Raw genomic sequence first — 11834 nt, 5'->3', positions numbered from 1 at the left:
CAGGTAGTCACAGGTTCGAGATCGAGGTGCCAGCACGTCGGCCGAAGATGACCGAGCGGAGCACCGATGTTGCTGGCGGGTATTCGCTGTAGTACAGACCGGTTGCTTCACCTGCTGCGAACAGACCGGGAATAGGCGTTCCCGACGGTGTAAGGACGCGGGCATCAGGGTCGGTTCGGATGCCTCCGTAGGTGAAGCACAACGCGGCTGTCAGGGGAAACCCGATGTACGGCGCTGTATCGATGGGGGTTGCCCAGTTAGACTTGTCGATTGTCAGGCCTTCGGTCCGTTTACCATCGAATTGTGTGTGGTCGAATGCGACATCGTTGGTGGCAGTGTTGAACTGCGAGATGGTCGCTGTGAGTGCTGCGGGTTCCAGACCGAGTTGCTCGGCCAAATCTTCGATCGTGTTCGACGTGACCGGTGGGACGTCGCTCAGGAGAGCGCGCTCGAACCAGGGCAAGTTGACGGAGGTGGCGTCACCGATCCAGTAGGCGCTCTGGTTCTGATGCGCCCAGATCGAGTAGCCGACTTTTTCGAAGGTGTTGTCCCATGTGTCTTTTCCTTCGTCGATGAAGCGTTCGGCGTGGTCATTGACGAATATTCCTGCAGGAAATCCGTAGAGAACCGCGTCGGCGGATGTCGATCGACGATCGACGGGTTCGGCGTGGATGCCGTCGAATGCTCCGGCTGTGTCAGCTCCCACCTCCAGTGCCATCCGGAGTGCGTCGCCTCGGTTGTTGGCGATGCCTGGCGCGATGAGTGGTAGTTCCCATGCGCGGGGGCCGACGTAGCGGGTGAGCATTTCCGGGTTTCCCTCGAATCCGCCGTTGGCGAGGACGACAGCAGAACCGGTCAGGTCGTGTTGGCCTTGTGGAGTTCGTACTCGTACGCCGGTGACGACTCCGTTTGTGGTCAGTAGCGACAGCGCTTCGGTTTGGTACAACAAGTCCACTCGGTTGTCGGATTCGAGTGTTGTGGAGAAGGATTCGACGATGGATCCGCCTCCTCCGACGGGGCTTGCCGGCGCAGCCATGGAAGGCTGCCCGCTGACAAAGGTGTGAGGAAACGGGAATTGATTGAAGCTGATCTCGACTCCTTGATCCTCCAGAAATGCGATAGCTGCAGGTGTGTCTTTCTGCAAGATCTGTAGGTAGTCGAGATCAGCACGCCCTCCCGATGTTTCAGTGAGCCGATCCGAGTATGTGTCGTCGAAGTTGTGTTCGCTGTCGATGCGGAGAAACGCCCCGGTCCATCGGGTCGCACCACCGCGCTCTTCACGGGAGGAACGCTCGAGGACGGCTACGCGTGCGTCGGCGTCGGCGCTTTCCAGGTAGGTGACGGCAGCGGCGAGCCCAGCGGCTCCGTGCCCTATTACGACGAGGTCGAACGAGGTGTTCACGGTGGTTCCTTTCTGATCGGGGATGTCAGGATTCCGGGCTGATGATGTGTGCCGAGCGGTAGAGCCTGTAGCGAGCTTCCGTGGTGGTTTCAGCGAAAGCTGCGTAGCGCGTTGTGAACTCGGGGTCGTCGAAAATCGCTTCGAATTCGTTCAGACTGTTCCATCGGGCGAAGTTGATGATGCTGTCGTTCTGTGTGCTTCGGAGCAATCTTGACCCGAGGAAGCCGGTCGCGGTGTGGGCGACGTGGTCGACTGCGTCGTTGAGTGCTGCCAGTGATTTCTGAGGGTCGTCAGTGAGCGCGACGTTGATGAGAGTGACCTCGTCAGAGTTCGGGCGGGGAAAGACGCCGGGGGCGCTGTAGGTACTGGCGAAGTGAATTCGGTCGTATCGGGCCAGCCCGTCGACGGTCCACGGGTCGCTGGCGACCAGTTTGTCGACAGCTTCGTCGTCGAGGTCTGAGGTGATTACGACGCCACCACCACCGTCTCTGGGTCCGGCTGCGACCACAGTGCCGGCGTTGATTTGCTCGCGTAGCCATCGAATGTGGTCAGGTTTGCTGCGGGTGAGGACGTCAGGATCCGCAAGATAGGTAAGTTGTAGTACGAACATCGGTTTCGCCTTCTTTCGTTGTCGCTGAATGGTGCTCGGGGCCTGGGCCGGTCAGTGAGCGGGAAGTGCGTCGCGGAACTCGGTCGTCCCGAGCGCATCCAGAACCGAGCAGGCCTGTGCGATCATCGACTCGATGATCTGAGCGGCTGGTTGAACCGAGGTAATCAGATCGATGTTCTCCCCCGCGAACAACGGTCGTTGTGTGACGTCGTCATCGGAGACCGATTGCGACCATGCGTCGACGAGGGTGGCAGCGTTGTCGGCGAGTTCGTCTTCATGGCCAAACCATTTGCGGGAGAAGTCGTTCCCGAGAGTGCGAGCGGTGTACTGAGATGGCCAGGGAATTGAACGGATGATGTCGAATGCACGGGTATCGAGGAGATCTCGACTGTGTCCATTGATCAAGGAATCGGTGAAGGACGGGCTTGTGAGTGCCTCGGCGGCGGCGGCGAACCGAGTGCCGATCATGACCCCGTCGGCACCGAGAGCGAGTGCTGCCGCCAGTCCCCGGCCGTCTGCGATTCCACCGGCTGCAACAAGTGGGATCTGCCCGTTGAGTGCGTCCGCGACTGCTGGAATGAGCGGAAATGTTGCACGGTCTTTGTGGTGTCCACCCGCTTCGGATCCTTGGGCAATGATCACGTCGGCTCCGGCAGCGGCGGCTTCTCGAGCTTGGTCGGTGTCGTGAACCTGCACGGCGGCTAACAGGTTTTCGCGTTGAATGGCTGCGACGTATTTGTTTGTCTGGGCGGCATTTCCGAACGACAATGCAACGAGTGGCGGCCGGTGGGACAAGACGCTGTCGAGCAAGTGAGGGGCCTTGTCGAAGGTGAACGTCACCAGGCCTGCCCCCCAGGCGCCACGTGACCGGGCGGCGATGGGCAACTCCGAAGCTATGAATTTTTCGTTGCCGTAGCTGACTCCGACAAGGCCGGCACCACCAGAGTTCGAGACTGCGGCGGCCAGTTCGCCACCTGCTACTCCACCCATTGGTGCCGACAATATCGGATAGCGCGTTCCCAATAGTTTATTCACTTTATTTACCATGCATAAGTCCTCGCTGTACGTTTCGGGATCTTCACTGCAGGAATGTGACGACATGAACGTACTTCGGAACGTCAACTACGTCTATTTGCTATTAGTGATAGCTGGTATTGCGTTTTATAGTTGAATGTACGAGCACGGCAGAATAGTGAATGGAGCGAGGTAGATTGGCGCCGATTACGGTCGGTGCGTACGTTCTGTCTGCTTCGAGTCTCCTATTAATCCGTTTGAGCTGAGTGAAGAATATCTGCAACTAGGTTCTGCTCAGAAGTCAAGATATTAATTCGTTAACAGTCTGTATATTTAGCATGTCGCGTAGCTAGTATGATATCCGTCACTTCAACAAATTGCAGTCCGCGGATGAGTATTCGGATACTCGATCTATGAAATCTACAAGACTTAGTAAACTTACTATCAACAATTTACCTAAATTCGTAATGCCGAAATAGGGAGATTTTCCAAATTCTGGCTACTCAGCGATCACTGTCGACCTGCGCAACGCGATGCAACCCGAAGTGATGGGCGGAACATGGGTTCGCTTCACTAGCCACCTATGTGCTGATTTGTCGGGCAGAGGGAGCGATGACGGCGAATGCGATGCGCCTGCGCACTTTTGGCCACCCGCGACCGTCGATCTTCCCGATGGTCAACGAGTAGACGCGCGCGTCAATCGAGGGCCGCGAAGGTGGTGTGATCGGAAATGATTGTGCATTCGCGGCTTTAGATTGCCGAGTGTAGAACTCGCCTACTGCGGTGGGGTCAGTAAAGGGTTTCTCGGAGCGGGGCAGCTCGCGGACACATCCACACGCTCTGAAGGACCGCCACGTCATGAATCGCTGTATCGCACGTGGAGCGGATGGCAGGAGTCGAACCTGCGTGGACGGTTTTGCAGACCGTTGCCTTGCCGCTCGGCCACACCCGCATTGATCCAATTGTGTTCGTAGTGAACAACAATCGCCACGATTGCGATCAGGGTGAGTTGATCGCAGTGTGACGGGTTGCGGGGGTGGAGGGCAATTGCCGGGCTAGGAGCGCGAGAACACCGCGACGAGGAATTCGGAATTGTCCTTGAACGGGCGCAGATCCCACGTGGAGAGCAGCAGATCAGCCTCGAGGCCACTCGCGGCCGCGTCGGCGAGAAACTCGGGGAACTCATAGCCGCGGCCGGCACCGAATCCGATGACCACTCGGCCGCTCGGAGCGAGATGACGAGCAAATCCTGACAATACAGCTTGCCTGGTTGACGGAGCGAGAAACGCCATCACGTTGCCTGCCGACACGATGACGTCGAAATTCGCCTCGACACCGCGGGCCGGTAGATCGAGCTCGGAGAGATCGCCGACAAGCCACGTCGGGCCGGGGTGGTCCTCCTCCGCGGCAGCGATGAGAACCGGGTCAACGTCGACTCCGACAACCACATGCCCGACGTCGTGCAGATAACCGCCGAGTCGGCCCGGCCCGCACCCTGCATCGAGAACCCGGCCACCGCGTCCGAGCATCGCGTCGATCAAACGTGCTTCCCCGACAATGTCCTTGCCGTCCGCTCTCATGGAACGGAAACGCTCGACATATCGTGTGGAATGCGTCGAGTCGGCTGCAGTGATCTCTTCCCACTGGCTGGGGATGCGCTCGTTCGGGGCCTGTGCAGTCATCTTTCGAGGGTACCGACAGCTCATCTGGTGCCGACGACCGTCCCGTCTGCGGCATATCCGACGAGAGTTGGACGCGGGAAGGTGAGCGAGAGGGGAATCCATCCGTAGAAGCGATCTTCGGCAAGAACTGTTGGATAGATCTCGCCGTCAGCTGTGTGAAGTTCGGCCCGAACGGCGCCTCCTGCCCCTGCGTCGTAGGTCGCCTCGTGCGGACCAGCAACCATGATCCCGGCTCCGCCTCCGAATGAATCTGCGCCGTACAAGTCGTCGTTCGATCTGCAGCCGTGTCCGAGGCTGATGAATTTCGACGGACCAACCTTGTCGATGTCGGCTGGCGCCTCGAAAACCGGGGCGACACACCTCCAGCCATCAGCGCCGTGGGCAACGAAGACGCTGAACAGGGTTCCGTCAGGTCCGGGGACGGAGCCGACCCGCTCGGCGGTGGACGGATCTATTCCGCCGTTGGTTCCCGGCATGGTCTGCCAACCCGAGTACATATCCGTAAACGGTTTTGGCATCATCGCCGTGGCAGCGGCGCAGCCCACCATTCCCGCTGCACAGAGCATCGCGACGAGAGCTACGGCGCCTACTCGGCGGCGTGGAACTCTGGGTGTTCCAATGTTGTTTTCGGTAGCGATGATTCGGATGCGAGCGGCAACCTGGACGTTCTCGGGCCAGAACTCGGCGGAAAGAGAATCGGTCGGCCGCAGCTTCTCGAGGGTGGTCAGCAGATCTTTGCTCATGGAGTACTCCCGTGTTCGGCGGCAGCGCAAGGTCGGGCGGTGTTCATCGGGATCGCGGTGTCGGATTCTGAAGCCAACCCGGTGCTCAATCGGCGCCGAGCGCGAAAGAGTCGAACATGCATGGCTGGAACCGAACATCCGGCGACCCGCGCTGCTTCGGTGGCGGTCAATCCGTCCCAGGCAGTCAGGAGTAGGGCTTCACGCTCGGTGACGGTGAGTGTTGTCAGTGCTTCGAGCAGTTCTGTGCGGTCGGTGACAGTCACGTCGGCGCCCGGCGTCGATGCCGCGATCTGCTCGATTCGTCGCATCTTCTCGGTCAACGCATCGTGGCGCCGAACGCTTCGACGGTTGTTGTTCACGGTGTTTCGAGCCACCACCAACAGCCATGGAAGTGCCTGTTCGGGCACTTCGTCCAAGCGTCGCCAGGCAACGAGGAACGTCTCGGAGACAACTTCTTGTGCGCTGTGATGATCAACGTGGCGGCAGGTGTACGCGAACACCCGACCGGCGTAGGCGTCCCACAGGACGGTGAAACGCTCTTCGTCGCTCGGTGGTGGCCCGTCCTCGGATTTCGGCGTCATAAGAAGAGATGTCCGGCTGGTTACTGATCCTTACAGCGTCGGCGCCAGTGGACGGTTTGCCGTGTTACTCCGGCCGAGGATTCCGACGGTCAGGAGCAACAACGCAAGGATGTACAGCGTCATGATCCAGATGCCCGCAGCGGCAGGCTGCCACTTGTTCGCCTGACCGAGCAGGATCAGGGCGTCAGAGGTGAGGAACAGTGCGCCGCCGATACCGGTGATCGTGTTGTAGGCCAGTGCGGTTGATGCGGTTCCCACCAGGATTGCGGCGTACACTGGGACGGCAATTCGAAGTTCAGGTTCGAGACCGGTCCAGGTGTACGACACAAGAGCGATTCCAGCGGCGGTGTTGGCGCACAGAAACCATGGCCGCCTTCGCATCTCCCGAAGAGCGCCGGCTGAGAGAAAGAATCGGATGAAGCAGAGGTGACCGATCGCGAAGGCGGCCATCCCGATGACAAACGTGGAGTCCCAGATCAGGAACAGGTCTCCGAAAGCGCAGGCAATCAGTGCAGCAGCAACAATTCTCGGTCCGCCTTGGTCGACAACCCAGGCAGCCAGAATCGGCGCGAGCATGACCTTGGTGATCCCGTCCCAGGGCGCAGCATCAGCGGCATTGACGATCAGATGAAGAATCGCTACCGCGGAAAACCCGACAAACCATGGCGACCGGATGGTGCTCGGCAGTCCGGCGTTGCGAACAGATTCACGCATCGGCTCAGCGTAGGAAGTCCGCTGCACGCTCGGCGAGATCGAGCGCCGGCTGGGGGAGTATGCCGAGAATGAGCGTGACACCGGCACCGAGGCCGATCACGCTGCTGGTCAGTGCGCTCGGTACCACGACGGTTGGTGCGTCCGCGGCCGATTCGGTGAAGAACATCAACACGATCACTCTCACGTAGAAATACGCGGCGATCGCGCTGCTCAGCACGCCGACGATCACGAGAGGTGCGGCACCACCCTCGGCGGCCGCGCTGAACACGGCAAACTTTCCGATGAACCCACTGGTCAACGGGATCCCGGCGAAAGCCAACAGGAAAAGTGCAAACACAACTCCGACCAGTGGTGAGCGCCGACCCAATCCTGCCCAGCGCGAGAGCGTCGCGACCTCACCGTCAGCGTCCCGGACCAAACTGACGACGGCGAACGCACCCACGGTGCTGAATCCGTAAGCCAGAAGATAGAACATCGCCGAGGCGAGGCCGGCATTCGAGTTCGCCACCACGGCGGTCAGAATGAATCCGGTGTGCGCGATAGCCGAATAGGCCAGCATCCGCTTCATGTCGGTTTGCGTCACAGCGACGATCGATCCGACAACCATCGTGAGTATCGCGACCGCCCACATCAGCGGACGCCAGTTCACGTATTCGTTGGGCAGGGCCACATAGAAGACACGAAGGATGGCGCCGAATGCGGCGATCTTGGTCGCAGTCGCCATGAAACTGGTGATCGGCGTCGGCGCCCCTTGATAGACGTCGGGAATCCACGAATGGAACGGCACGGCACCGACTTTGAACAGCAATCCCACCGCCACGAGTGCTGTCCCGAGCCACAGGAAGGCGTCGGTACCCGACCCGATGCGTGCTGCGTCGGCGATACCGGAGAGTGTGACCGTCCCGGCATAGCCGTACAGCAACGCAATTCCGAAAACGAAGAACGCCGACGAAAATGCCCCGAGCAGAAAGTACTTGAGCGCAGCTTCCTGGGAGAGCAGGCGACGTCTGCGTGCCAGACCACACAGGAGATACAGAGGCAGTGAGAACACTTCGAGCGCAACGAACATCGTCAGTAGATCGTTCGAAGCCGGAAACAGCAACATACCGCCGACCGCAAAGAGCGTGAGAGGAAAGACTTCGGTCTGGGCGATACCGACCTTCACTGCTTCTTGCTCCGCAACACTTCCCGGGACGCTCGACGCTTGAGGGGTGAAACTGCCGAGCGCGTCATGTTGCGCAATCACTTCGGCGGTGTTGCCCGAGCCTCGCTCGGCAATCAGCAGTACCGCGGGGATCGACACAAGAAGGATCGTGGCCTGCAAGAACAGCGTCGGTCCGTCGACCGCAACAGAACCCATCATCGCCGTCGACCGCGTGCCGGCGAGCAGAAGCACTGCCACGAATGCGGCTGCCAAACCTCCGACACCGAGGACGAGTTGCACTGGGTACCGAATACGCCGGGGTGCAAAGGCTTCGATGAGTACCCCGACCACCGCAACACCGAACACGACCAGCATCGGCGAGAGCAGGCTGTATTCGATACTGGGTGATGCCGCGTCGGCCGAGCCGAGGATGGTCACGTCGTTGAAGGAACTCATTTGTGGGCACCTCCTTCGTGGTCGGCGACGAGCGGCGTCGGTGCCTCGTAGACGACCGTGTGGCTCACTGCAGGAGTGATGACGTCCAAGGCAGGCTTGGGGTAGATGCCGAGAAGCAGCAGGAGTGCGATCAGAGGGGCGACCACCACGAGTTCGCGTCGCGCGAGGTCGCGGATCGTTCCCTGCCCTTCCTTCACGGGTCCGCCCATCATGCGCTGGTAGAGCCAGAGTATGTAGATCGCGGACAGTACGAGCGCGGCAGTCGCCGCGATAGCGGCGACGTGGTAGCGCGAGTACGTTCCGATCAGCACCAGGAATTCACTGATGAACGGAGCCAGACCCGGCAGCGACAGCGTTGCCAACCCCGCAACGAGGAATGTGCCGGCAAGGACGGGTGCGACTTTCTGTACGCCGCCGTACGCCGAGATAGATCGAGTACCTCGCTGCGAGACGAGGAAGCCCGCAATCAAGAACAGCGCGGCAGTGGAGATTCCGTGATTGACCATGTACAGCGCGGAACCCGCCTGGCTCTGGCTGGTCATCGCGAAGATTCCGAGAATGATGAAGCCGAAGTGTGAAATCGACGTGTAGGCGATCAGTCGCATGACGTCTGTCTGCGCGATCGCCAGAATTGCCCCGTAGACGATTCCGATCACGGCGAGCGTGATGATCCACGGTGCAAAAGTCGACGACGACTCCGGGAACAGTTGCAGGCAGTAGCGAATCATCGCGAAGGTGCCTACCTTGTCCACGACGGCCATCATCAACACCGCAGTCGACGGAGTCGATTCCACCGCGGAGTCGGGCAACCAACTGTGCAGCGGCCAGAGGGGTGCTTTCACCGCGAACGCGAACATGAATCCGAGGAACAATGCGTTGAGCACCCCGGGTCCCACACCGAGTTCACCGCTGTTTGCCGCTGAGGCGATCGCCCGGAAATCGAAAGTGCCGCTGGTGAAGGGACTCTCGTCGCGAGTGGTGACCACGTACAGGCCGATGACCGCAGCGAGCATGACCAGGCCGCCGAGGAGGTTGTAGAGCAGAAACTTCACGGCGGCGCGAGATCTACCAACTCCGCCGAACCCGCCGATGAGGAAATACATCGGTATCAGCATCGCCTCGAAGAAAATGTAGAACAAGAGAATGTCCAAGGCGCTGAAGGAAATCATCACCATGGACTCGACAACAAGGATCAGGGCGAAATAGGTGTGCGGCATCCGCTTGGGTGATGCCGGGTCCGCGGGGACGTCGTTCCATCCCGCGATCAGAAGTAATGGAACCAGCACGGCGGTGAGAAGAACCAGAACGAGTGCGATCCCGTCGAGTCCAAGTGTGTAGCTGGCACCGAAAGCCGGTATCCAGCTGTGGCTTTCGACGAACTGAAATTGTTCGCCGCCGCGGTCGAACGCAACTCCGAGAACGGCGGCGACTACCAGGACCGCCACCGACACAGCCAACGCGAGAGACTTCGCAAATTGGTACGACCGTGCCGGTATGGTGAGGACAACGCCCGCTCCGATGAGCGGAAGCAGCCAGAGCACCGTCAGCGCAGGGAAGCCGGCATTAGTCACAGAGTCGCTCACCGCCGCTTCGATCACCACAGTGTCACCGCCATCATTGTCGCGACCACGAGTGTTGCTCCGACAAACATCACCAGCGCGTATGAGCGAACAAACCCGGTCTGCAGCCTCCGCGTGAGCGCAGACAACCCGGTGACGACCACCGCAAAGCTGCCCACCACGCCGCCTATTCCCTTGGTGTCGAACACTTCCAACGACTTGGTGAGTTGTTGACCGGGCTTCATGAATACTGCCTCGTTGAAGGCATCGCCGTACAGATCACGGCGAGCCGCAACGGTCAACGGAGAAACCGGAGTCGGCGGCGCCACTGGAATCTCCCGGGTGGCGTACTCGCGATAAGCAATCGCGACGCCGGCGGCGACTGCGAGCAGCGCCAGCGCGGTGATCGACCATGCGGGTATCGGCGGTTCGACGTGATGGGAGCCGACAACCGGTTCCAGCCAGTTCTGCAAGCTGGACCCGATGGTCAGGAGCATGCCGGCCCCGACGGATCCCACCGCCAGAATGATCATCGGAGACGTCATCACCGCCGGAGATTCGTGAGGTTTCTCGTTCTCCCAGCGGGCCCTCCCGAAGAAGGTCATCAGCATCACGCGGCTCATGTAGAAGGCAGTGAGCGCTGCGCCCAACAGGGCGACCAGGCCCAGCACGACACCCTTCACGCCGCCCTCGCCGATCGCAACTTCGATGATCTTGTCCTTGGAGAAGAATCCTGCGAACGGCGGAACACCGATGATGGCAAGGTAACCGAGTCCGAATGTGACAAAAGTCAGTGGCATGAACGCTCGGAGTCCGCCGTAGCGCCGCATGTCGGTTTCGTCGTTCATCGCGTGCATCACCGAACCTGCGCCGAGGAACAGACCAGCCTTGAAGAATCCGTGGGTGATGAGGTGCAAAATCGCGAAGGCATATCCGGCCGGTCCGAGACCCGCAGCCAGGACCATGTATCCGATCTGGCTCATGGTCGATGCGGCGAGCGCTTTCTTGATGTCGTCTTTCGCACAGCCGATGATCGCACCGAACAAGAGCGTCACCGCGCCGACGATGACAACCACGAGTTGAGCGTCGGGTGCGAGATCGAAGATCGGATTCGAGCGCACGATCAGGTACACACCGGCAGTGACCATCGTGGCGGCGTGGATCAGTGCCGATACGGGGGTGGGGCCCTCCATCGCGTCGCCGAGCCACGATTGCAGTGGCACCTGCGCCGACTTCGCGCACGCAGCGAGGAGGAGCATCAGTCCGATCGCCGTCAGGAGACCTTCGCTTGCGGCAGATGCGTCGCCGAAGACGTTGCTGAACGAGAGCGACCCGAACGTGCTGAACATCAACATCATTGCGATCATCAAGCCGATGTCGCCGACCCGATTGACGACAAAGGCCTTCTTCGCCGCGGTCGCTGCCGACGGCTTGTGCTGCCAGAATCCGATGAGCAGGTACGACGCCAAACCGACGCCTTCCCAGCCGACGTAGAGTCCGAGGAAATTGTCGGCGAGGACCAGGAGCAGCATCGCTGCCAGGAATAGATTGAGGTACGCGAAGAACTTACGACGCTCGGGATCGTGCGCCATGTAACCGACCGAGTAGATGTGGATCAGCGAACCCACACCCGTGATGAGCAGAACGAAACACATCGACAGTTGGTCCAGCTGTAGTCCGAACTCGACTTGAAGACTGTCGACCGGGACCCAACTGAACAGGTGCTCGGTAACGGTGCGGTCGGCGGTGTCGCGGCCGAGCATGGCGATGAAAAATACTACCGCCACGACAAACGACGCGACAGCCATGACGCAGGCGAGCAGGTGACCCCACACGTTCGTGCGGCGACCGGCCAGCAAAAGGACAGCGGCACCGCACAGCGGCAGGGCGGGGAGCAACCAGATGGCGGACGTGATTCCTCCTGACATG

At 60.1% G+C, this 11834-nt stretch carries 10 protein-coding genes and 1 tRNA gene; all 11 read right to left on the bottom strand.

The features are described from left to right. Window positions 1–7: 7 nt before the first annotated feature. Entirely contained in the window at window positions 8–1402 is a 1395-nt protein-coding gene (locus tag R4P65_RS25685; protein WP_317828606.1) for an FAD-binding protein, read from the bottom strand. 25 nt (window positions 1403–1427) lie between these two features. Continuing rightward, a complete protein-coding gene (locus R4P65_RS25680; RefSeq protein WP_230817104.1) occupies window positions 1428–2012 on the bottom strand; it encodes an antibiotic biosynthesis monooxygenase in 585 nt (194 codons plus the stop codon). Between the two features lie 51 nt (window positions 2013–2063). Further along, window positions 2064–3113 carry a nitronate monooxygenase gene (locus tag R4P65_RS25675; RefSeq protein WP_317828605.1) on the bottom strand — a complete coding sequence of 350 codons (1050 nt, stop codon included), beginning with the start codon at window positions 3111–3113 and terminating at the stop codon, window positions 2064–2066. 791 nt (window positions 3114–3904) lie between these two features. Further along, window positions 3905–3978 (bottom strand) — tRNA-Cys (locus R4P65_RS25670). 103 nt (window positions 3979–4081) lie between these two features. Next, entirely contained in the window at window positions 4082–4708 is a 627-nt protein-coding gene (locus R4P65_RS25665; RefSeq protein ID WP_230817106.1) for a class I SAM-dependent methyltransferase, read from the bottom strand. A gap of 20 nt (window positions 4709–4728) precedes the next feature. Then, window positions 4729–5451: a hypothetical protein gene (locus R4P65_RS25660; RefSeq protein WP_317828604.1), complete on the bottom strand. Its 723-nt coding sequence runs from the start codon at window positions 5449–5451 to the stop codon at window positions 4729–4731. Beyond that, the gene (locus tag R4P65_RS25655) at window positions 5448–6032 is read right to left on the bottom strand and encodes a sigma-70 family RNA polymerase sigma factor (RefSeq protein WP_317828603.1); all 585 of its coding nucleotides are present in this window, start codon (window positions 6030–6032) and stop codon (window positions 5448–5450) included. The genes R4P65_RS25660 and R4P65_RS25655 overlap by 4 nt, the downstream gene beginning before the upstream one ends. Window positions 6033–6062: 30 nt before the next feature. Continuing rightward, complete coding sequence (locus R4P65_RS25650; RefSeq protein ID WP_317828602.1) at window positions 6063–6746, bottom strand: lysoplasmalogenase; 684 nt, start codon at window positions 6744–6746, stop codon at window positions 6063–6065. Window positions 6747–6750: 4 nt separating this feature from the next. Continuing rightward, window positions 6751–8346, bottom strand: a complete 1596-nt coding sequence (gene nuoN, locus R4P65_RS25645) for an NADH-quinone oxidoreductase subunit NuoN (protein ID WP_317828601.1) — start codon at window positions 8344–8346, stop codon at window positions 6751–6753. Continuing rightward, window positions 8343–9947: an NADH-quinone oxidoreductase subunit M gene (locus tag R4P65_RS25640; protein ID WP_317828600.1), complete on the bottom strand. Its 1605-nt coding sequence runs from the start codon at window positions 9945–9947 to the stop codon at window positions 8343–8345. Before R4P65_RS25640 ends, nuoN begins: the two co-directional genes overlap by 4 nt. After that, window positions 9941–11833 (bottom strand): NADH-quinone oxidoreductase subunit L, encoded by a 1893-nt coding sequence (nuoL, locus tag R4P65_RS25635; RefSeq protein ID WP_317828599.1) that lies wholly within the window; start codon window positions 11831–11833, stop codon window positions 9941–9943. Before nuoL ends, R4P65_RS25640 begins: the two co-directional genes overlap by 7 nt. Between the last annotated feature and the right edge of the window lies 1 nt (window position 11834).

This window comes from Rhodococcus sp. IEGM 1318, assembly GCF_033142465.1.
GTDB classification, from domain to species: Bacteria; Actinomycetota; Actinomycetes; order Mycobacteriales; family Mycobacteriaceae; genus Rhodococcus_F; species Rhodococcus_F qingshengii_B.
This window is presented reverse-complemented; position numbering and strand designations above follow the sequence as displayed.

Coding starts and splice junctions, on each gene's coding strand:
- R4P65_RS25650 (WP_317828602.1), bottom strand. CDS start 6,746: ATGCGTGAATCTGTTCGCAACGCCGGACTGCCGAGCACCATCCGGTCG.
- R4P65_RS25665 (WP_230817106.1), bottom strand. CDS start 4,708: ATGACTGCACAGGCCCCGAACGAGCGCATCCCCAGCCAGTGGGAAGAG.
- nuoN (WP_317828601.1), bottom strand. CDS start 8,346: ATGAGTTCCTTCAACGACGTGACCATCCTCGGCTCGGCCGACGCGGCA.
- R4P65_RS25675 (WP_317828605.1), bottom strand. CDS start 3,113: ATGTCGTCACATTCCTGCAGTGAAGATCCCGAAACGTACAGCGAGGAC.
- R4P65_RS25680 (WP_230817104.1), bottom strand. CDS start 2,012: ATGTTCGTACTACAACTTACCTATCTTGCGGATCCTGACGTCCTCACC.
- R4P65_RS25660 (WP_317828604.1), bottom strand. CDS start 5,451: ATGAGCAAAGATCTGCTGACCACCCTCGAGAAGCTGCGGCCGACCGAT.
- nuoL (WP_317828599.1), bottom strand. CDS start 11,833: ATGTCAGGAGGAATCACGTCCGCCATCTGGTTGCTCCCCGCCCTGCCG.
- R4P65_RS25655 (WP_317828603.1), bottom strand. CDS start 6,032: ATGACGCCGAAATCCGAGGACGGGCCACCACCGAGCGACGAAGAGCGT.